The organism is Geomobilimonas luticola, from assembly GCF_018476905.1.
GTDB lineage: Bacteria > Desulfobacterota > Desulfuromonadia > Geobacterales > Geobacteraceae > Geomobilimonas > Geomobilimonas luticola.
Window position 1 is genome coordinate 1,011,102 of sequence record NZ_JAHCVK010000001.1, and the last position, 21,334, is coordinate 1,032,435.

A 21,334-nucleotide genomic window follows, 5' to 3' on the forward strand; every position below is an offset into this window, starting at 1 on the left:
TGATATTAGCAATCAGTACTACTGACAATTGTTAATTATAAAAGGCCCTGTCATGTTCAGGGCCTCTGAGTTTTCATCTTGTACTAGATACTCTCATTCTCGATACAGTAGTTATAGTTCGAATACTGTAAATCAAGATGCTACGTTTGAGCTAATAACATACCAGAATCACATGGATATATGCTGTAATTAATGTCCATATTACATCCCTAATAGCAGAAAATATGATTCCGATATCAAATTCAAATTTAAAAGTTGCTGTCAGGTAGAGTTTTGAGATACGAAAGCCAAATTAAACCGAACCGGAGCCCCTCCCTATCAATCTAAATAGTACCAATTTGACCGATTGTTGTGAAAATCGGCTATAATAATTGTCAATGACATCGACGTAAAACACAGATAGTTAATTGATACAAATAAGGGCAAAAGAAATTGACATTTGGAATGGCCATGACCTCGTTGACAATTTCTTTTTCCCTTTTTTCACACGCCATTATCGTAAGACAATCTATTACAACTTATTACTGCAATCATGTCGATTGTATTAATGCATAAGTAATCCATTCTTATTTTCACATTTACTCAATTACATGTCCTGTCGTAGTAAACCTTAAATTAGATGAGTTGTTTTGTTTTTAACTCAACGTTGATATCCCTAATTAAAATTTCCAATTTCGACCAAGACATTCTTCCCGGGTGATTCATTTCATAAAAAACTCGCTTATCTGTATGATACTTTGTAATATTAGAATCGCCAATTTCAGTACCAGGTCCAAAATTTACTTTATTTGATAATGTACCAAATGTTTTTGTGAAGAATACATTGACTGGTGCATTAACAATTTCAACTTCTTTGAAAATAAAATTTAATTTGTTGCATTCTTCATGTAAACTCCATTGAACATCTGGATTATAGCATTTGCATGCGTTACTTATTGCTATTAGATCCAAATATTCATACCAATGAGATTTATCACCAAAAATGTCTTTGCATATATCATAAACTTTTTTCCAAAAGCCTGGCATATAAGCTGTTTGAAAAAAAGAAAACCATAATGGTAAAGCCAAAGCAGTTTCTTCATTGAAGTCATGCGCTCCAATCCAATCATAGTTTTCCCTGCCGACAAAAAAAATTATTGGATTCTTTCCCACCCAATATATCCCTTGTGGCCCATCAATATTATTTCCATAAGCATTAGTACAACTAGGAACACAATTAGGCATTTCGACCCGATAAAAATTCCAAATTTCTTCATATTTTTCCTTAGAAGCCTCAAACCTACTAAGAAATTCTGTATTGTAATGTTCCATTAATTTTTTCAGATTTTCCATTTTGGTCACCATATCAGATAAATTTAAATGTTAGATTTCATATTTATAAGTTCCTGAATAGACATGAAGTTTCAAAAGGATCAAACTTTTGGCCAGATTCTTAATATGGGATCATCTTCGTAAGATTCACAGACACCATATTGCCATCTGTTTTTCGTAGGTAGCAGTCTGTTCCCTCTCTTTTGCTCATAGATTACTCCAATTCTTTAGGTAATTTATCTCCCTTTCGGGCCAAACAGAATTGCTTCGTCAACCATGATAGAGTGGTCAAGAACTCAATCTCAATTTCGGCTTTAATTTTTCTCTAACCACAAAATTTATTCAGCTCATCTAGAATTCTCACCATCGCTAAGGTATCCAAATGGCAATACTCCAAGAGATCCCCCCCTATTTTCTTCTGTTCATCTGGATCGCTTGAGGCCCGCATTTGAAGCCACGCATCGGCAGCAGTCCCGCCATCGCTTATTGCCAATGCTTCATATGAAAGCTCAGGAACCAAGGCAGGTAGGACAGCCTTGATGGAATATGAGCCGTTAAATTGCCAGTGGTATATCTGCTTGCTGCGGAACGGGGTCATTAGATCCACAAGGTTATCGATGTGGTGTTGGAGTCGCTCGCCATGCATTGAAAAACGTTCTGCAAGCATTCGGAGAATTTTCCCTTCGAATCCTTTATTCCAGGAGAGGATACAGGCGTTTTCCGGCAGAGCATCAAGAAGGGCATGCAGGAATGGTTCTTGGGGATCTCCAACTGCTGGTGCCAGAAATTCCCGATGCTGTACAGGGGCATCAGAAGAATTCCGCATATGCAATGAAAACTGGAATGGGACCGGCTGGAATGGTCGCGTACCCTCAAAAAGGGGTACCGCCATCAAGCAGGTGGTTTCAAAGTCGAGGAAGGCGAGAGGATACCAGAGAGAATCAAGAAATTCCTTGATAGCAGCAACATCGACCACATTTTTCTGATGCAGGTACCCATCAAGCTGCATCTGCTGTCGCCAGCCAAGGGTCTCGCGAGAGACGTCCTCCATCTTGACGATCCCCTGCTTATATAATGCAAAACCATCCGGCTTGCCTAAGTCTGCAAAATCGAATACGGATGGCGATGGGATATGAGACCAACAATGCCCAGAAAACGAGCACTCGTAAGGATCTGAGCAGTGCGGACCGATGTCAATGGCTGGCATCTCCCCCTGAAGCATGCCACGCATGGCAGCGATGTTTTTCTGCAACTCGGCTTGCTTGTCGATTATCTCGTCTGTGATGTCAAGTATGGTGAAGAGCTGCTGTACGTCAATATCGCCATGACGAACATACTGGTTATTGATATGAACAAGACATGCAGAGCTCACGGGAATCTCTGATCCCGTGACAATATGGTACTGGATAGCGATGTCATTCACATAGACATCTTTCCTGTCGGTTGAGTTCTTAACTTCGTAAAGCTCCCACCCGTCCACTCCCTTATGAAGAATATCAACCTTACAGAAGAGGTTGTCGAAATTGAAAGCTGCCTCGTAAATGGTTTCAACGCCCTCGGCAATGAGCCTCCGGGTCATGGTTACCTGCTGGGCCGTTGTAAGACCGTCGTAAGGGACTTCGACACCCCCGGGGAAAAGGTGCTGTGCCAAAATTCCCACATCGGTGCCAGCATCGAAAACCACCTGTTGCGCCGTCGAAACTTCGTCCTTCAACTCAGGTCGGTTCTTGTGGAGCCACAGAGCTTTATGGCACTGCAGCCCTTTGATATAGAGAGATTTACTGAGAAAGGGGGAATATTTAGTCATTTCTTGCTCCTGCAGGGATTTGATCCCATCGACGTAGATGATCGGCAAAAAGGGCCTCGACAGGGCCTATGTTTTCAAGGTTTTCCAGAATACCGATAACTTCTTGAAACGATATTATTTTCGCATACTCTGAGATAACTTTTAGTTTTTCTTTTTTCATTCTGGGAGCTATGTATACAACCTGAATTTCTGGTCTAAGGACTTTTTCGTTCGGTGGCTCATAGGTTTTTCCATTATTTGATAATAGTTTTAGTTTTACAAGTAATTCGAATAAATGGCTGTATTTCCCTTTTTGTTTGGTAGCAGTATAGACCTTCTCAATAAGATATTTGATATTATCCATAAAATCCATTTTTTTACTGGCTCGTTCTAAATATGTTTCCTGTTTTTCTCTAAATGAGTTTGTATCGGTTTTTAGTTCAACAATATAGGCAAGTGAACAGTCTTTTGATAAAATAACATAATCAAAATTAACCGTAGTATTAGTATCTATATCATCATCTTCAGTATCTTTATTATTGCAATAAGGAAACTCAGGAATTATGATTTCATGGGTTGGATGTCCGAAACGGCATGAAATAATGTCCCGTATAAACAGCCCGAAAAAAATATCTGCTCTACGTTCAAGTTGGTACTTAGGAAGATGTCTCCATTTATCCAGGTTTTTCAGCATCGATTCGATTGCGGTTGCGTGATCCACAAAGCCTCCTTTTTGCAAATATAGTCAGTCTTTCATGTGCTGTGCAGCTTGCGGAGTCCGGCTTAGGGAAGGATGAAGAAGCTTCTTTGAGATGCCTACAATATCGTTAAGTCTGTACTGTAAGCCCGCTATCGTTGAACGACCCCATGATTTTGCGGCACAATCCATGTACTCATAATAATCGCGAAAATCACTGACAAGGGCGTCCAGTTCTTGGTATAACCAAATGGCACAGCATTCGTCAAGTGGGTATCCCGTTATTTCAACCAGCCTGAGCATGGCATCCGGCGGTGTGGCTACCGCATTATAATGCCGACAGAATTCACGAATGCCGCTTGCGCAGTCAGAGCAGATAGGTTGCTCGCTTACATAGCACCTGGCAAATGGTTCAACGGAACTATTCCCACAGAACTGACAGATGTTATCTTCAATGAAACCTTCTACCACAAATGAACCATAATTGGGATTAGGATTAAAATATGGTCTTTTGCCAAGAGGAGGTGCTCCCCCACCAGTTACATAATATCGACCAGCGTACCAGAACTCCCCTTTGCGAGGTACTCGGCTTGCTTTGACTTCTACCGGGAAAAAAGCGTTGATTGCTTCAAAGTTTTCGACCGATACGGGACGTGTCTCAGGGTAAAGGAAACTAAACCCTCCCCCCAGCAAGCTAAATGTGCTATCTACCCAATGCAATGATCCAGGGGAATAGATGTTCAGCAGTCTGTTCACCTCTTCGTCATCACCATCGTCTGCGCTGAACATCATATCCATGAACACCACGTTCCACATGCCATCTAGGGCAAAACCACCAATTGAAATCTGATTCCATGGTCTCTCACCTCCATTGTGGAAGACATTGCAATCGATGACTTTTACTACGGTGACAAGTTTTATGCCGTTCAAAGGTGACGTGGTCACTGAATCTTGTTCGTTCCCGATCATCGTGTACCTCCAAACAGTACTGGCATACTCCGCTTTTGACGATAACGTCCGATAACCTCTCTGATGCTTTTTATTGTCGGTTTTCCGTTCATCCCCTTGATAATCGACTGGGTTGCAGCCTGACGGGCAATAAAGTCGATCTCTGCGGTGTGCATGGGATAACTCTCCACCAGTGACACCAGCTGATCATCACTGACTGCCTTATCTCCCAGATAAAGTTCCCACTGCCTCATCTGCAGTTCCTCCGGGGGATACTCCAGTTGATAATGGAGATTGAACTCTACAGGCAAGCTCGTATTCTGCAATTTGGTAGTTACCATGCAAAATAGACCACTATATTTCCGCAAATGTCCTGTCAAATCAGACAAGAGCAGTCCTTTCCCCCCAACATCCTCGTCACCACTCAGTATTTTGTCTACCAGTCCTTCATGATCCACAAACAGAAGCATGGCAGCATCTCCCGTTCCGTTGGAAAACGCATACTGCATCGGATAGATTTTCCGTTGGCTGACTGGGTCAACCATCTTGTTGTCTTCGGCCATCGATACCACTCTTCCATAGTCGAAGCACCTGACCTTGAGGCCACAGGCAGTTGCGAGGGCTTCTGCTGCCTTGATACCGGTGATCACGTCTGTAGAACTGATCAACAAATTGAGCCCCAACCCTTCAGTTTTCAGCCGCTGCCAAGCCCGAGTAGTGTTACACAATTGCTCTTTTTGAATTTGATGGAGTGGCAAAGCGTCCAAGGAGCTCTTCGGAGTATAAATCTGGCAGATGCCGTTAGTATCTGAGAGGGATACGGACTGTTGACTTGCAGCCTGTTCAAGAAGTTCACAGGTAATAACGGTCTGCCCGGCGGCAATGGCTGCGTTTGATGCCATGAAGATACTGTTCTTGATCAGACCACCAGTGAAAAAGTAGCGCTCAGCCAGGCTGTTGAGATCCACATCGTCAGCATACAAAAGAAAATCTGGCATCAGTGCTTGCCACATGCGCTTACGAAGGAACACATCCGGCAAAGGGAAATGGATCTTCAAGGCCAGACGGCGTTCCATGGCTGGGTCGAGTTCCACCGGACGGTTGGTTGCAAGAATCGTAATACAACGAGATTTTTCCAGTTCCAGAAGTAGTGCCCGACTCAGTTTCGAGTTGCCGCGACCGCTGAAAATATCGTCACACTCGTCCAAAAAGACAATGGCTCCCATCAAAGCAGCTTCTCGAAATAGAAAACTCAGAATATCAACCTCGTTCATCCGCATTTCCGACATATCTTCCAGATTGAGAGTAAGGAGTGGAGCACTAAAGTAGTGAGCGAGCCCCTTTGCCATCATGGTCTTGCCTGTCCCCGACGGCCCGTGGAAAAGTATGGCCAAGCCGGTACCATAGCCGAAAAACTGGTCCAAACCGGCAAGTGCACCGGCCTGACGCCCAGCCATGAACCGCTCTACGCTGGAGACAAGGTCTTCTTTCAACTTTTCAGGCAATACCACCTGCTCCAACGGCACCCCACTCCGTTCCCGTTTGATGAAGTTGAAGGCATGATGGTAAAGATTGTTATCCCCCAAAATGTAGCGAACGTTTCGCTCGTGCAGGTAAACCGACATTCTCAGGATCGTACTGGACCCGTCAATGTCACCGTATTGTGTTAGTACTCTTTCTCGAAAGAGCGTGCTGTTTATACTGAAATAGCGTCGGCAGTCGAGTTGCTGCCGCAGATCTGGTGCGATGATGGTCAGTAAGGTGCCAATTTCCATCCCATTGTCGCAATGTTCTTCGAAACCGCTTTTCCTGAAGCATGCACTGAAATCAGGAGCCGTATTCTGCAAGAGAAGCAGCATGACCACAGTTCGCTCGAAGCGATCGAGCTGCCATTTTTCGCAGAACGTCACAAAATTCAGAGCAATCCCTGCCTGACTGGATGCATTTTCCCGTTGTCGGTTTTCTTCGAAGGTTTTAGTTAGCAATTCTTCGACCTGTTCCAGACCAACATCCTCTCCCAAAAAGGGAAAGATACTGGTGAGGCTTTCTTCCTGGCCATGCTTATCTCGGCCCTTGTTCCAGCCACGTCGGAGCATGGCCACTGCCAGCATCAGCTTGGCCTCCTGTTCCAAGGCCTGCAGATGGGTAAGGTTATCAGCGAACAGCGCAACCTGGAGGTTTGTGTCTCGTTGCGGAAAAAACGGTATAACCTGGCCTGCCTGGTCGGAAGTGGCAAAGGTAGTTTGAGCGCTCATTGGTTTATTCATTCTTCCCTCCATGTCTACTGGCGCTTCCGCACAGGTTCAATGATATCGGCAATACCATGCTCTATTGCTTCGTTCGGAGCCAGCCAGGTATCCACGTCCCGAAGCAGGTAGCTCTCCAACTCCTTACGGTCTTTGATGTTGGAATAGGTCAGATAATGGTTGATGATCCGCTCATGTTCCAGATCTTCTTCCTTGCGACCGGCAATAAGTTGGCTGTGGTTACCAAAGTTGAAGGCGGAAAACCGGTGGGAAAGAATGGAAGTGCGAGGCGTTATTACCCTGCGGCCCTTCTCTCCGGTCATGAAGACGAGAAGCCCCATGCTGGCAATCATGCCGATGCCGGTGGTGTAGATGGGAATGCGGGACCATTCCATGATGTCGATGATGGAGAATCCAGCCGGGCACGAACCACCCGGAGAATTGATGATCATCTGGATCTGGTTGACTTCCCCCTTAATGTTGTACTCTATGATCTGCTTTGAGACAGCCTCGGCCGTGCCGCCGTTGATCGGCCCGGAAAGATAGATGATACCGTAATCGTTGAGACCTGACTCTTTTTGTTCTTTGTCTTTTTCTGCCATGGGGATGACCCTCCTGAAGTATGTGATGATCTACAGGTACACCCGGCGAGTGACATATTTGGACAATGTTCAGAATATTTTTTCGAGGGGTATGAAAAGAAAATGCCCGGCGGAGAAACCAGGCATTTAAAGCATTGAACGGATATCGTGAAAAGTGGCTATGGCAAATCGGTCTTGCCCACAATAATGGTCAGGAGATTTTTTTCAGGGTCGATCTCATAGCGGATGACCGGGCAACGGTATGCATCAAAATACATGGAACGAAAGAACGAGTCATCTGCGGGGTCAATCAGCCGATTGATCTCGTGCCAATGCATTGTTTTCGGGGGCATCGAGCGGTGACTGTCGCTCTTGTCGCTGAATTTTACGCAAACCGTAACCGGTCCATTGTCTGAAAAGATTTGATTATATTCGGGCTGGTCGGGCCAGGACATATCATCCTCCTGTATGATGACTGCTGTTATTATAAAGGGTAATTTTTCAGTATGTGCTCTGTTCCCTTACTGGTCTTGATACGATGGCGGAAATCGGGAGGAAGCGTAACCCCACTCCGGCAGGCCAAGCAATCGTCTCCGATTAACTGCTGAACATATCTCTCTAAGCAATCCACAAAGGCATTTTGTTCTTTATCGGATAATTTGAGCCAGGAAACATCGATGTAGGTGACATATAAATTGTCGATGTAGGTTTCTATATGAGGTGTAAGCTCAACAAGCTTATTAGGAGGAAGGATGCTTTTCGGAGCGTTCTTGCCGTCCTTGTCGCGCACATGCAGGTATGCGCAATGATCGCTTTTCTGAGAAGCAAAGTATGTCTTACGACAATGTTCCCAATTATCATCCCAGTTTGCCTTCTTGAGGAGCAGATCTTTTTTCAGAATCTTATGCGTTCCTGTGCGAAGACCTTCAACATGTTCCTGTATGCGCCGATGAATGTTACTTCTGTGTTTACCCACATAATAGGGGATAAAATCCGACGTTACTTCCTTCTTGGGGTCAAAGAAACGGAATCCCCATATATAGACGCCACACTTGCCACCAAGGTTCTTTGGGTTACGGAGAAAGTCAGCATAACTTTCAAGATCGCTCAGTGTCAGATCATGCAATTTTGCATTAACGTCCATCTAATTTCTCCTTGGTAGCGTATTTATCTTGCAGATTGCATTGGTATATGCGAAATACCGACTCATTACAAGTTTAAGTTATGCCTCCCGAATGTCATTTTTGGACACTGGGGCAGATCGGAGGAACGATGCGCGGACGGAATCTCAAGAAATTGCTTGATGCTATTAATCTGCTGGCAACTCCGTGCGGAACGACCATTACAGAATTGGGTTCTAAGCTTGAAATCGACAAGCGTCAGGCCTACCGGGTTATCGAGACCCTCCAGGATGATTTCAGGTTTGTGATCGATAAAGACAAGGCGATGGTAGGCGGCGAAGTTCGATATTATCTGGAGAAAGACCAGTACAAGCGCCTGTCTGACATGAAGGTAGCCGATCTCAATCTCTCCCTCACCGAAATTATCGCCCTTTATTTTCTGAAAGGCCACGCGAAGCTCTACCGGAATACCGACATCGAAGCAGAAATTGAACAGGCCTTTGCAAAACTCGATGTATTCGTCCCGGAAGGGTTAGCCGACCGGTTGGATAAGGTCAAAACCCTCTTTATTCCATCAACCAAATTTGCCAAGGACTATTCGGGCAAGGAAGAAACTATCGAAACCTTGACCGATGCAATCCTGCAACAAAAGACCTGCCTTGTGGAATATCACTCCTTTTACGATGACAAAGTAAAGGTATTCAAGATTGACCCTCTCAGATTTTTTGAGCGAAACGGGGGATTGTATCTCTTTGTCAGAACCACCAGCTTCGGCCACATTCGCGTCATGGCCGTCGAACGTATCGTTAAATTAACACTGACAGAAGAGACCTTTTCTTCCCCTGAAAACTTTGACCCGGATGCTCTCCTGGAGGAAGCATTCGACCTCGTATATGACGATCCCATCTCGGTGAAAATCAGATTTTCGGCAGACCAAGCCCGTTATATTCAAGAACGCCGCTGGGCAAAGGAGCAGAAGATCAGGAAGCAAAAGGACGGAAGCATCATTCTGGAAATGACTACATCGGGTTGGTGGGATGTGAAGCGATGGGTGATGACGTTCGGAAGCGAGGCAGAGGTCATCGAACCAGTTGAGATGAGGGACGACATCAGGGCTGACTTGGAAGCGGCTTTAGGTCTGTATAACTAGCGGCTCAAATCCAAAATCGTGCCGAAACTCATTGGCTATTTCAACCATTTTTCTTTCTGATACATGGTTTTTTATCGGCCACCACATTACAGGTAAATACCAACCAGCTTTTCGATATATCGCCGGTCCGACCCCCATTTCCAGCTTGCCGCTATCAGCATGTATCCGTGTGACAGACCCCCACGGCAACCCTGCATACTTAGCCAGCGGCTCTGCATTAGTGAGAGGTATCGATTTCCCACCCTTCTGCAACTTCGCATATTCGGTCTCCGGCAGCCGAATGTCTATCATTTCCACTTCCCCGCCCGGCCACTCAACAACCGTGACCTGCTCCTTCCTTTTACGGGCGAATTTCAAGACTAGCTTAGCAACTGTGGTTCGATGGCAGCCTCGTGGTTCCGGACAGGAACAGAAGAAGATTACACGTCGTCCATCCATTGCACATTTGAGGGCGAGAGTAAGCAGATCGTTCGCTGCATCCGGGCTCTTGATCTGAATACAGGAATGCGATCAGGTTCATTGCCATAATTGGAGATTTGACGCTTGGGAGCATAAACGAAGAGGTGGTGTACGACTACATCACCCAGCTTGAGGCTACTAAGGTCAGCACCGCAACAGTAAATAGGTATCTGGCAGCGCTTAAAACCGTTCTGAGGTTCAAGAAGCAACCATTTGACTATATCAAGTTAGGACGGGAACCCAAAGGAAGAATACGGGTAATCACCAAAGAAGAAGAAACAACTTTGCTGAATATTATACGCGGAGCAACCCCGAACGTCAGAAACCACTTCTATGCAGAGACCGCAGACCTGATCGAGGTATTGATTGATACTGGAATGCGGCTTTCGGAGGGTATTGGCATCAAGTATGAAGATGTAAATTTTGAAACCAACCTGATATCCATATGGGTAAACAAGGGGGAAAAGCCGAGAAGTGTCCCTATGACAAATAGAGTCAGGCGCATCTTGGAAAGGAGAAAAGAGGGGAAGAACGATGGACCATTTACCATTACCAGACATCAGGCAGGTCATGCGTGGAACTGGGCACGCAAGAAAATGGGTATGGATAAAGATAAGGAATTCATTATGCATGCACTAAGGCATACGTGTGCCAGTAGGCTAGTCAACAAAGGGGTTGACTTGTATGTAGTGAAGGAGTACCTCGGACACAGTACGATTCAGGTAACGGAGCGGTACGCACATCTATCTCCTGATAAATTAGCGCATGCTGCTGTAATTCTTGAAGAATACCAATAAAAAATTGACGCAGGCAGGTTTTTGGCCTTGACGCAGAATTGACGCAAATTGATGCAGAAAGGGGGTAACTGGCTGATTTAGGTAAAAGTATGGGAGTTGGCTAACAGGCTGATTTTTATATTGACTTCAGATTTGAGTTGTAGTAAATATTCTCTCTTCTCTGGGGAATTGGCGATTTTGATTCCGGCATTCCCAGGTTCGATCCCTGGCACCCCAGCCACGCAATAAAGCTCCATCCGTTAAAAGTACCTCGCCGAAAACCCGGATGGAATCACATAATTAATTCATAATCATCGAGAAAGCAGCGGTGCGCATGGAAAACAAGATCAGGGTGTTCAGCGGCAATTCCAATCCGGGACTGGCGGAAAATATCTGTACCCATCTGGGGGTTCCTCTCGGACAGGCCAAGGTAAAGACCTTCTCCGACGGCGAGATCATGGTGGAGATCGGCGAGAACGTCCGCGGTCGCGATATCTACGTGGTGCAGTCAACCTGCGCACCGAGCAATAACAACCTGATGGAACTGCTGATCATGATTGACGCCCTGAAACGGGCCTCCGCAGCCACCATCACGGCGGTCATCCCTTATTACGGTTATGCACGGCAGGACCGCAAGGTAGCCCCCCGGACCCCCATCACATCAAAGCTCGTGGCGGACCTGATAACCACCGCAGGTGCCGACCGGGTAGTGACCGTCGATCTCCATGCCGGCCAGATACAGGGGTTCTTCAATATCCCGGTGGACAATCTCTATGCCGCCCCCGTCATTCTGGAGAAACTGCGGGAACGCTTTCCCCACAACAATATCGTCATGGTTTCGCCCGATGCGGGTGGCACCGAGCGGGCCCGGGCTTTTGCCAAACGGCTTGGCTGTACCCTTGCGGTTATTGACAAGCGGCGAACCGGTCCCAATGTGGCGGAAGTCATGCACCTCATCGGTGACGTGAAGGACAAGACCGCCATCATTCTCGACGACATGATCGACACGGCCGGCACTCTTACCCAGGCTGCCAAGGCTTTGAAGGAGCATGGCGCCAAGACCATCTACGCCTGCGCTACCCACGGAGTGCTGTCGGGGCCGGCCATCGACCGGATCAACGATTCGGACATAGAGACGGTCCTGATAACCGATACCGTTCCCCTCGGAGAGAAGGCGCAGAAGACAGCCAAAATAGCGGTGCTGGGTGTCGCGGAACTTCTGGCCGAGGCAATACGACGAATACACGAAGACGAGTCGGTCAGTTCGCTGTTCGTGTAATATTTATCCGGCCTGCCCGGAATGCTTGAAGACCTTGCAAACTAAATAAACATCGGAGGATGTATGGAACAGAGAGAGTTGACTATCGAACTGCGGACAAAGACCGGGAAAAACGCCTGCCGGCAACTGCGGAGCAAGGACCTTGTCCCCGGCGTGGTGTACGGAAAGGGTATGGAAGCCGTTGGCATCACGGTAAAGCCGAAGGAGCTTGCCGCTGCCATAGCCGGTGAAGGTGGCCGCAATCACCTTATCACCTTGAAGGGGGGCGGAAGCCTCGACGGCAGCGTGGTGATTGTGGCCGACCTGCTGCGCGATGCGCTCCGCCGTGACATCCAGCACGTTGACCTGCACAAGGTCAACCTGACCGAGAAGGTTCGGGTAGAAGTCGCTCTCAATCTGGTCGGCACTGCCAAGGGGGTGAAAGATGGCGGTCTGCTCGATTTTGCCATGCATGCCGTTGAAATCGAGTGCCTGCCGACCCAGATCCCGGAGCATATCGACCTGGACATTACCGAACTCACCATTGGTCACTCAATCCACGTGTCCGACCTGCAGCTTCCCGCCGGGGTGAAGGCGCTCGCGGATTCCAGGGCATCTATCGTCAGCGTGCTCGGCAAATCCCGCGAAGAGGCCGCACCCGCCGCCGAGTAATTGGCTCGCTGCGTCATGGCTGCAAAACTTATCGTCGGGCTGGGAAATCCTGGCCCCAAGTACCAGGGAACCCGCCACAACGCGGGTTTCATGGTTTTGGACCGTTTGGCGCACGAGGCGGAGATTCATGTCACCCGCAAGGCATTCGGCGGGTTTTACGGCGAGGGTAATTTTCAGGGGGAGCGGCTTCTCCTCCTCAAACCCCAGACCTTCATGAACCTGTCCGGCCGTTCCGTCGCCGAGGCACTCCGTTTCCACAAGCTCACTCCGTCTGACCTGGTGGTTATTCATGACGATCTGGACATCCCCTTCGGCCGGGTAAAGCTCAAGGATGGTGGCGGCCATGGTGGTCACAACGGCCTTCGCTCCCTTATGCAGGAGCTTGGGGGAGGCCAGTTCTTACGGGTTCGTATCGGGGTCGGGCGTCCGGTGCATGGCGATGCCGCCGACTATGTCCTGACCAATTTTTCCCGGGATGAACAGAACGTTCTCTACCGGCTGCTCGACGGCGTAGTCGGCATGCTGGTCATGCTCATGGGGGAGGGACTCCCCAAAACCATGAGCCTGTACAACAACAGGGATTTTCTGGAAGAACCATAGGGCGGCCCCGGATGGTAGCCCACGTTGTGAAGACGTCGTGAACTCGGGCACCTGCAAAGGGTGCCCCTACATTTTTTAAGGAAGCACGCTATGGGTTTCAATTGTGGCATCGTCGGGCTCCCCAACGTGGGGAAGTCCACCATTTTCAATGCACTCACCTCGGCCGGCGCGGAGTCCGCCAACTATCCCTTCTGCACCATCGACCCCAACGTTGGAATCGTGCAGGTGCCTGATCCCCGGCTCCAGCAACTGGCCGAGATCGTCAATCCGGAGCGGATTCTTCCCACCACCATTGAATTTCTCGACATCGCTGGACTTGTCAAGGGGGCAAGCCAGGGTGAAGGGCTGGGGAACCAGTTCCTCGGTCATATCCGCTCGGTGGATGCCATCGTTCATGTGGTACGCTGTTTCGATGACGAAAACGTGGTACATGTTTCCGGGAGCGTCGACCCTATTCGGGATATCGAGATCATCAAGACCGAACTGGCCTTGGCCGACCTGGACACGGTGGAGAAGAAATTCCAGCGGGTTGAAAAACAGTCGAAAAGCGGCGACCGGAAGATCAAGGACGAGGCGGATTTCTACTCTCGCGTGAAAAGCGCTCTGGAGAAGGGTGCTGCCGTTACCGGCCTGGCGGAAAACGTGGACGAGCGGCTCTGGATGCGGGATCTGCACCTCCTTACCGACAAGCCGGTCCTTTACGTTGCCAACGTGGCCGAGGACGACCTGGCGGGGAACCACCCCTTCGTGGCACTGGTGCGGGAACTGGCGGCCGGCGAGGGGGCGAAGGTGGTCACCATCTGCGGCAGGATCGAGGCGGAGATATCCGAACTGGAAGGGGAGGAGAAGCAGGTATTTCTGAACGAGATGGGGCTCGCTGAATCGGGGCTCGACCAGCTCATCCGCTCCGGCTACGAACTGCTCGGTCTCATCACCTACTTTACCGCGGGGGTCAAGGAAGTACGGGCCTGGACCATTACCAGGGGGACCAAAGCCCCCCAGGCAGCCGGTGTGATCCATTCCGACTTCGAGAAGGGATTCATTCGCGCCGAAGTGATTGCCTTTGCAGACTACCTGGCTTCGGGTGGCGAGACGGGGGCCAAAGAGAAGGGCCTGATGCGGCTGGAAGGGAAAGAGTATGTGGTGCAGGACGGGGATGTCATGCACTTCCGGTTCAACGTATAAAGGAGACGCAGCTTTTCCCCAATCCCGGCGTTGGGCTGCGGTTTTGGTTGTGCAGCGTAGCGCTGCTACGCTTCCGCCCAAATCCTCGCCCGCCTTGGCCTTGGAGAAAATCCACATCTCCTGGGATGTAGACGATTAGTTGTCGATGTAGGTGTAAGTAGGGTAATAGACTGCCACTAGAGCGACCCGCAATAAAAAGCTTGTCAATAATCTGTAAGTGTAGTAAAAATCATAGTTTCCAAAGAGCAGCCATAGTGGCTGTATCTCCTTGCTCCGGGTCGGACCGGGGCTACAAAACCGTGAGGAGGAAGTAACCATGAGGATGTACGAGACGATTTACATCGTCCAGCCCGACCTCGGTGATGACGACATCAAGGCGTTGTCGGCCAAGGTGCAGGATGTCATCGCCAAGAAGAACGGCGAGATGAAGCGGCTGGAAGACTGGGGTAGCCGGAAACTGGCCTATCCCATTGAGAAATTTAGCCGGGGGCGCTATTTCTACCTCCGCTGCGACGGGGATGAGACCCTTATCGCCGAGCTGGAGCGCCGCCTCCGTCTTGACGACAAGGTGCTCCGGTACCAGAGCATCAAGCTCGAAAAAGAGGTCGAGGCACCTGCCGCGGCCGCGCCGAAGGCTGTCGTTGAAGAAACGGCTCCCGAAGCTGCCGCCCCTGAAAGCGAATAACAATCAATTCGGAGGATTATCATAGATGAGCGACGAAAGAACTCCCCAGAGAAGCTCGGGCCCGCGCAAGAAGCGGCCGTTCCAGCGCAGGAAAGTCTGCCGTTTCTGCGCCGATAAGCAGGTTACCATCGATTACAAAGACCCCCGCACCCTTCGGTACTTTATCACCGAGCGGGGCAAGATCATTCCGCGCCGTATCTCCGGCAACTGCTCCAAGCACCAGCGGGAGATCACCGAGGCCATCAAGCGGGCCCGCAACATCGCCCTGCTGCCGGTTGCCGGTACGCACGTATTGCCGTAACGGGTGCTGATCGGATGAAATCCCTGACACCCGGCCCCTGGCTGGAGATGGTCAAGGGGAGCGTCATCACCCTGGCATTGTTTCTGGCCTATGTCAGTTTCCCCTTGCTGGGGATGTTTCCCGGCTTCTTCGTGCCGCTGCCGGGAATATACTTTGCGCAGAAGCACGGAACAATGATGGGGGTGGCGATCGTTGCAGTCAGCGTGCTTGTGCTGTTGCCGGTTGCCGGGGTCTCCACCGCCATCCTCTACCTTCTGCAGTGCGGCATTTTGACCCTAGCACTACCCGCCTTTCTCTCCCGTGGATGGGGCGGGGCACGGAGCATCGCGACGGCGGTGGCACTCAATACCGCGGTCGTGGCAGTGTTTGCCATTGTCTTTGCCCTCAGCCAGGGGGTCGATCTCCATGGGCAGGTGCTCAAGGGGATCAACGCCAGCATCAGCCAGACCGCAGCGGTCTACGAGAAGAGTGGGCTGACGGGTGAAGAGCTCCAGACCTTCAAGACGGCGATGGAGCAGGCCGGTGGCCTTATCGGCCGGATCTATCCGGCGCTGGTCATTATTTCCCTCGTAACCATTGCGGGGCTTAACCTCTGGCTGATGGCCCGGCTGGCGATGCGCCTGCCGACCCCCCCCGCTCTTGGAGAATTCAGCCGCTTCAAGAATCCGGAGCAGCTGATCTGGGTGGTCATTGCCTCCGGTTTCTCCATGCTCCTTCCCCAGGGGGAGGTCGCGGGAGTGGCGCTGAACGTGCTGATCGTCACCCTTTCACTCTACTTCGTACAGGGGTTGGCCATCATCTGCTGGTTCTTCAACCGATTCGCCGTACCGGGTCTGGTGCGGGCCATTTTTTACATCCTGCTGACGCTGCAACCCTATCTTGCGGTAGCGGTGGCTGCGCTCGGCATATTCGACCTGTGGGGCGATTTTCGAACCCCCAGACAACCAGAAAACCTGTAACTCAGGCTAGGAGGAAAAGGACATGAAGGTAATTCTGAAGGAAAACGTGGAAAATCTCGGTCACATCGGTGACGTGGTGAAGGTTGCTCCCGGCTACGCCCGCAACTTTCTTATTCCGAAAGGGTTTGCCATCGAGGCGACTCTCAAGAATACCAAGGCGCTTGACCATGAGAAGCGCCAGCTGGAGTACAAGAAGAACAAAGTGCTGGAAGCGGCTAAACAGCTTGCTGCCAAGATTGAAGGGTTAGCCCTGAGCATTGCCCACCAGGCTGGCGAAGAAGGGAAGCTGTTCGGAGCCGTCACCAATATGGAACTGGCCGAGCTGCTCAAAGCCCAAGGGGTCGAGATCGACCGGAAGAAGATCATGCTGGCCGAGCCGATCAAGCATATCGGCGAGTTTGCCGCCAGTGTCAAGCTCCATCCGGAAGTGAGCGCCAACCTGAAAGTAACCGTTACCAAGGCGGAGTAATCAGCGTTTGCTGTGCATGAAGTGAAACGGCGGCCGGGAATTCCCGACCGCCGTTTTTTTCGTTTTGAAAGGGTCAGTTCTGGCAGCGGGAGCAGAAATAGGTGGAGCGGCCTCCCTGGCGGTGCATGACAATGGGGGTCCCGCATGTCGGACACGGTGCACCGGCCCGGCCATAGACCTTGAGTTGCACGGCAAAGTACCCCGTCTGTTCCTCTCCGACGCGGAAATCGCGAATGGTGGTTCCTCCTTCGGCAATCGCCGCCCGCAGTACCTCACGGATTGTTATGACGAGCCGTCGACAGTCCGTTTCGGAGAGCTTTCCCGCCGGCCGTTCCGGGCGCATCCCGGCGCGGTACAGCGCTTCGTTGGCGTAGATATTTCCCACACCGACAACGGTATGGCTGTCCATGATGAACTGCTTGACGGCCACTGTGCGGTTGCGGCTCTTCGTGAACAGGTAGTCGTCGTCAAATCCCTCCTCCAATGGTTCGGGGCCGAGTTTCACGAGGAGGGGGTGCTGCAGGGGATCGCCGTCGGTCCAGAGTGCCGTGCCGAAGCGCCGCGGATCGTTGAACCGCAGGGCAATGCTGTTCTCAAGAAGGATATCCAGGTGGTCATGTTTTCCGGCCGGTGTTGCGGCCGGGACAACGGAAAGGCGTCCCGACATCCCCAGGTGAAGGATCAGTGTGCCGCTGCCGCAACGGACAAGAAGGTATTTCCCCCGTCGGTCGACGCTCATTATCCGCTGGCCGGGGAGAAACATTTCCAGTTCGGGTTGAACCGGCCAGCGGAGGCCGGCGTTTCGCACCAGCACCTCCGTAATGGTTTTTCCCTCGATGAACGGCGCGATGGCGCGCCGGGTCGTTTCCACTTCCGGCAGTTCGGGCATTGCATGGGTCCTTTTATCTATGAATCTTCAGCAGATAGAGGGGGTAGCGGGTGTCGGGCATGGTAACGCGGCAGGTTGGGCAAGTCAATAATCCTTGACAGAGGGCGTTAAAAATGTAATCTTACGCGTCTAACTTATTGGATACTATATGCTTTTTTCAGCCTGACGAAACCACTTTTACAGGGGGTAAAATCGCGGGCTGATTTCCCACGGGAGGTGCGCGTTTGACTTTTCAGGATCTGATCCTTTCGCTGCAGGGGTACTGGGCCAAGCAGGGGTGCGTCATCCAGCAGCCCTATGATACGGAGAAGGGGGCGGGAACCTTCAACCCGGCCACCTTCCTTCGCGTCCTCGGACCGGAACCGTGGAACGTGGCGTACGTGGAGCCGTCCCGGCGGCCCACCGACGGCCGGTACGGGGAAAACCCCAACCGCCTCCAGCACTACTACCAGTTCCAGGTCATCATGAAACCTTCCCCCCTGAACATCCTCGACCTCTACCTGGATTCCCTCCGCGCCTTCGGCATCAACCCCAACCAGCATGACATCCGTTTCGTGGAGGACGACTGGGAATCACCGACCCTCGGTGCCTGGGGACTCGGCTGGGAGGTTTGGCTCGACGGGATGGAGATTACCCAGTTCACCTACTTCCAGCAGGCGGGGGGGATCGACCTGAAGCCGGTAGCCGGCGAGATCACCTACGGCTGCGAGCGGATCGCCATGTACCTGCAGGGGGTGGACAACGTCTATGACCTGGAGTGGACCAAGGGGGTCACGTACGGCGACATCCACCACATCACCGAGGTGGAGTTCTCGACCTACAACTTCGAGGAGGCCAACGTGCCGCTCCTTCTGGAATCCTTCACCAACTTCGAGAAGGAGTGCATCCGCTTGGTGGAGAAGGAACTGGTCTTCCCTGCCTACGATTTCGTCATGAAGTGTTCCCATACCTTCAACCTGCTGGATGCCCGGGGCGCCATCTCGGTCACCGAGCGGGCCTCTTATATCGGCAGGGTGCGGAATGTGGCACGCCTTTGTGCCGAAGCCTATGTGCGCCAGCGCGAACGTCTGGGGTATCCAATGCTGAAGGGGGGGTGCTGAGCCATGGGGAAGGAACTGTTTCTTGAAATAGGTACGGAAGAGATCCCGGCGGGATTCCTCCCCAAGGCGATGGCCGACATGGAGACGCTGATCGGGAAAGAGCTGGAAAATGCCCGGCTTTCCTGCACTTCCATCAGGACCGTGGCGACGCCGCGCCGCATTGCCCTCTGCGTGGAGGGACTGCCGGCGGCGCAGTCCGACGCCGAGACGACCGCCCTGGGGCCGGCAAGGAACATCGCCTTCGGGCCGGACGGCAAGCCGACCAAGGCCGCTGAAGGTTTTGCCCGGGGGCAGGGGGTTGATGTCGCTGCCCTGACCGTCGTCAGCACCGACAAGGGGGACTACGTAGCCGCCGTCAAGAAAGAGACGGGGCGTCCCGTGGCGGATCTCCTCACGGAGATGCTCCCCCGGTTGATCGGCAACATCCCCTTCAAGAAATCCATGCGCTGGGGTAGCCAGGATATCCGTTTCGCCCGGCCGATCCACTGGATCGTCGCCCTGTTCGATGGTATCGTGGTCCCCTTCACCTTTGGCAACGTCGAGAGCGGCACGGTCTCCCGCGGCCACCGGTTCATGGCAAACAGCACCTTCCCGGTGCGGGATTTCGCCCACTACCTGGAAGAGTGCGAACGCCACTTCGTCATCCCCGATCCCGGGAAACGCAAGGAAATTATCCGTCGCGAGATCGAGCGGGTCGCCGCCGGGGCAGGGGGGAGCGTCCTGCCGGACGAGGCTCTGCTGGAGCAGGTTACCTACCTGGTGGAATACCCTTCCGCCGTGCGCGGCGGTTTCTCCACCGTCTTTCTCGATGTCCCCAAGGAGGTGCTCATCACCTCCATGCGGGAGCACCAGCGGTACTTCACCCTGGTGGACGGCGAAGGGAAGCTCCTTCCCAACTTCATCACCATCAACAACACCCTGACGGAAGACCCGTCGGTGGTGGTGAAGGGGAACGAGCGGGTGCTGCGCGCCCGCCTCTCCGATGCCCGCTTCTTCTTCGAGGAAGATCAGAAAGTGCGGCTTGAGGCTCGCGTGGAGTCTCTGAAATCTGTCGTCTATCAGCAGAAGCTCGGCACCTCCTATGAGAAGATGGAGCGCTTCCGGGCGCTGGCGGAGGGGCTGGCCGACCGGCTGAACCCGGCCGTCAAGGCCAAGGCCTCCCGTGCCGCCTTCCTCTGCAAGGCCGATCTCGTGACCGGCATGGTGGGGGAATTCCCCGAGGTGCAGGGGATCATGGGGCGAGAGTACGCGCTGCTCCAGGGTGAGGACGCCGAAGTGGCGGCCGCCATCGCCGAGCACTACCTCCCCACCCAGGCGGGGGGAGATCTCCCGGCTTCGGACATCGGCGCCATCGTCTCCATCGCCGACAAGCTCGACACCATCTGCGGCTGCTTCGGGGTGGGGCTCATCCCGACCGGCTCGGCCGACCCTTACGCACTGCGTCGCTCGGCTCTCGGCATCATCAACATCATCGTCGACCGGGGATACGGACTGTCGCTGCGGACCCTCATCGACAGCGCCCTCGAACTTCTCGTCCCCAAACTGACCCGTCCCCGGGACGAGGTTGCGGGGGATGTGCTGGAGTTTTTCCGCGGCCGTCTGGTGAATCTTCTTGCCGACCGTTACCCGGCCGATGCGGTGGATGCCGCCGTATCTGCCTCCTTCGACGATCTGGTGGACGTTGCGGCACGGGTTGCGGCCCTGTCCGAGTTCAAAACCCGTTCCGACTTCGAACCCCTTGCCATCGCCTTCAAGCGGGTCTGCAACATCGTCAAGGAGGAGGTTACTGCGCCCGTGGCCGCCGGTCTGTTCCAGGATGCTGCGGAAGGGGAGCTGCACGCCGCGTTCCAGGGGGTGCAGGCCAGGGTTGCTGCCGCCGTCGCCGGCCGCGCCTATCTGGATGCCCTGACGGAGATAGCCACCCTGCGCGGCCCGGTGGATACCTTTTTCGAACGGGTCATGGTCATGGCCGAGGACGAACGGGTCCGAACCAATCGACTGGCCCTTTTGCAAGAGATAAAAGGGCTTTTCAGAGACATCGCAGACTTTGCAAAGATAGCCGCTTAGCCGAAAGGCAAGCGGCTTTTTTCTTGTTTTAATTTGCCTAAACCCGCTTGATTATTAATAAAATGAGGAGGAGT

Annotated in this window: 22 protein-coding genes; 12 read left to right on the forward strand and 10 right to left on the reverse strand. The window is 51.8% G+C overall.

Annotated features, from left to right (window positions below; translation table 11 throughout):
- Positions 1-615: 615 nt before the first annotated feature.
- From KI810_RS04660 to KI810_RS04695, 8 genes are all read right to left on the reverse strand, one after another.
- Positions 616-1,332, reverse strand: coding sequence for a hypothetical protein (locus tag KI810_RS04660; protein WP_214174291.1), 717 nt, complete (start codon positions 1,330-1,332; stop codon positions 616-618).
- 304 nt (positions 1,333-1,636) lie between these two features.
- Entirely contained in the window at positions 1,637-3,166 is a 1,530-nt protein-coding gene (locus tag KI810_RS04665; RefSeq protein WP_214174292.1) for a DUF2779 domain-containing protein, read from the reverse strand.
- Positions 3,111-3,818 carry a hypothetical protein gene (locus tag KI810_RS04670; protein WP_214174293.1) on the reverse strand — a complete coding sequence of 236 codons (708 nt, stop codon included), beginning with the start codon at positions 3,816-3,818 and terminating at the stop codon, positions 3,111-3,113. Before KI810_RS04670 ends, KI810_RS04665 begins: the two co-directional genes overlap by 56 nt.
- Before the next feature lie 24 nt (positions 3,819-3,842).
- Positions 3,843-4,763, reverse strand: coding sequence for a hypothetical protein (locus KI810_RS04675; protein ID WP_214174294.1), 921 nt, complete (start codon positions 4,761-4,763; stop codon positions 3,843-3,845).
- Positions 4,760-7,009, reverse strand: coding sequence for an ATP-binding protein (locus KI810_RS04680; protein WP_214174295.1), 2,250 nt, complete (start codon positions 7,007-7,009; stop codon positions 4,760-4,762). The genes KI810_RS04675 and KI810_RS04680 overlap by 4 nt, the downstream gene beginning before the upstream one ends.
- A gap of 14 nt (positions 7,010-7,023) precedes the next feature.
- Complete coding sequence (locus KI810_RS04685; RefSeq protein ID WP_214174296.1) at positions 7,024-7,590, reverse strand: ATP-dependent Clp protease proteolytic subunit; 567 nt, start codon at positions 7,588-7,590, stop codon at positions 7,024-7,026.
- 158 nt (positions 7,591-7,748) lie between these two features.
- On the reverse strand, positions 7,749-8,024 hold the full coding sequence (locus KI810_RS04690) for a hypothetical protein (RefSeq protein ID WP_214174297.1): 276 nt from the start codon (positions 8,022-8,024) through the stop codon (positions 7,749-7,751).
- Between the two features lie 29 nt (positions 8,025-8,053).
- The gene (locus KI810_RS04695) at positions 8,054-8,713 is read right to left on the reverse strand and encodes a hypothetical protein (protein WP_214174298.1); all 660 of its coding nucleotides are present in this window, start codon (positions 8,711-8,713) and stop codon (positions 8,054-8,056) included.
- A 128-nt stretch (positions 8,714-8,841) separates the two neighbouring features.
- Here KI810_RS04695 and KI810_RS04700 point away from each other — a divergent pair, with 128 nt between their 5' ends.
- On the forward strand, positions 8,842-9,840 hold the full coding sequence (locus KI810_RS04700; RefSeq protein WP_214174299.1) for a helix-turn-helix transcriptional regulator: 999 nt from the start codon (positions 8,842-8,844) through the stop codon (positions 9,838-9,840).
- Here KI810_RS04700 and KI810_RS04705 read toward each other — a convergent pair.
- On the reverse strand, positions 9,823-10,197 hold the full coding sequence (locus tag KI810_RS04705; protein ID WP_214174300.1) for a hypothetical protein: 375 nt from the start codon (positions 10,195-10,197) through the stop codon (positions 9,823-9,825). The genes KI810_RS04700 and KI810_RS04705 overlap by 18 nt on opposite strands.
- A gap of 167 nt (positions 10,198-10,364) precedes the next feature.
- Between KI810_RS04705 and KI810_RS04710 the strand changes: the two genes are divergently transcribed.
- From KI810_RS04710 to rplI, 9 genes are all read left to right on the forward strand, one after another.
- Positions 10,365-11,096, forward strand: coding sequence for a tyrosine-type recombinase/integrase (locus tag KI810_RS04710; protein ID WP_343213469.1), 732 nt, complete (start codon positions 10,365-10,367; stop codon positions 11,094-11,096).
- A gap of 313 nt (positions 11,097-11,409) precedes the next feature.
- On the forward strand, positions 11,410-12,354 hold the full coding sequence (locus KI810_RS04715; RefSeq protein ID WP_214174301.1) for a ribose-phosphate pyrophosphokinase: 945 nt from the start codon (positions 11,410-11,412) through the stop codon (positions 12,352-12,354).
- A 63-nt stretch (positions 12,355-12,417) separates the two neighbouring features.
- The gene (locus KI810_RS04720; protein WP_214174302.1) at positions 12,418-13,005 is read left to right on the forward strand and encodes a 50S ribosomal protein L25; all 588 of its coding nucleotides are present in this window, start codon (positions 12,418-12,420) and stop codon (positions 13,003-13,005) included.
- Between the two features lie 15 nt (positions 13,006-13,020).
- Positions 13,021-13,605: an aminoacyl-tRNA hydrolase gene (gene pth / locus KI810_RS04725; RefSeq protein WP_214174303.1), complete on the forward strand. Its 585-nt coding sequence runs from the start codon at positions 13,021-13,023 to the stop codon at positions 13,603-13,605.
- Positions 13,606-13,695: 90 nt separating this feature from the next.
- Positions 13,696-14,790: a redox-regulated ATPase YchF gene (gene ychF, locus KI810_RS04730; protein WP_214174304.1), complete on the forward strand. Its 1,095-nt coding sequence runs from the start codon at positions 13,696-13,698 to the stop codon at positions 14,788-14,790.
- 316 nt (positions 14,791-15,106) lie between these two features.
- Positions 15,107-15,475, forward strand: a complete 369-nt coding sequence (rpsF, locus tag KI810_RS04735; protein ID WP_214174305.1) for a 30S ribosomal protein S6 — start codon at positions 15,107-15,109, stop codon at positions 15,473-15,475.
- Positions 15,476-15,500: 25 nt separating this feature from the next.
- Positions 15,501-15,776, forward strand: a complete 276-nt coding sequence (gene rpsR / locus KI810_RS04740) for a 30S ribosomal protein S18 (RefSeq protein WP_214174306.1) — start codon at positions 15,501-15,503, stop codon at positions 15,774-15,776.
- A 14-nt stretch (positions 15,777-15,790) separates the two neighbouring features.
- A complete protein-coding gene (locus KI810_RS04745) occupies positions 15,791-16,735 on the forward strand; it encodes a YybS family protein (RefSeq protein ID WP_214174307.1) in 945 nt (314 codons plus the stop codon).
- 22 nt (positions 16,736-16,757) lie between these two features.
- Positions 16,758-17,204, forward strand: a complete 447-nt coding sequence (gene rplI / locus KI810_RS04750) for a 50S ribosomal protein L9 (RefSeq protein WP_214174308.1) — start codon at positions 16,758-16,760, stop codon at positions 17,202-17,204.
- A gap of 73 nt (positions 17,205-17,277) precedes the next feature.
- Here rplI and mutM read toward each other — a convergent pair whose 3' ends face one another.
- On the reverse strand, positions 17,278-18,093 hold the full coding sequence (gene mutM, locus KI810_RS04755) for a bifunctional DNA-formamidopyrimidine glycosylase/DNA-(apurinic or apyrimidinic site) lyase (RefSeq protein ID WP_214174309.1): 816 nt from the start codon (positions 18,091-18,093) through the stop codon (positions 17,278-17,280).
- A gap of 224 nt (positions 18,094-18,317) precedes the next feature.
- On the opposite strand from mutM, the gene glyQ reads away from it, so the two are divergent.
- Both glyQ and glyS read left to right on the forward strand, forming a co-directional pair.
- Positions 18,318-19,193: a glycine--tRNA ligase subunit alpha gene (gene glyQ / locus KI810_RS04760; RefSeq protein ID WP_214174310.1), complete on the forward strand. Its 876-nt coding sequence runs from the start codon at positions 18,318-18,320 to the stop codon at positions 19,191-19,193.
- 3 nt (positions 19,194-19,196) lie between these two features.
- Entirely contained in the window at positions 19,197-21,260 is a 2,064-nt protein-coding gene (gene glyS, locus KI810_RS04765) for a glycine--tRNA ligase subunit beta (RefSeq protein WP_214174311.1), read from the forward strand.
- Positions 21,261-21,334: the final 74 nt, after the last annotated feature.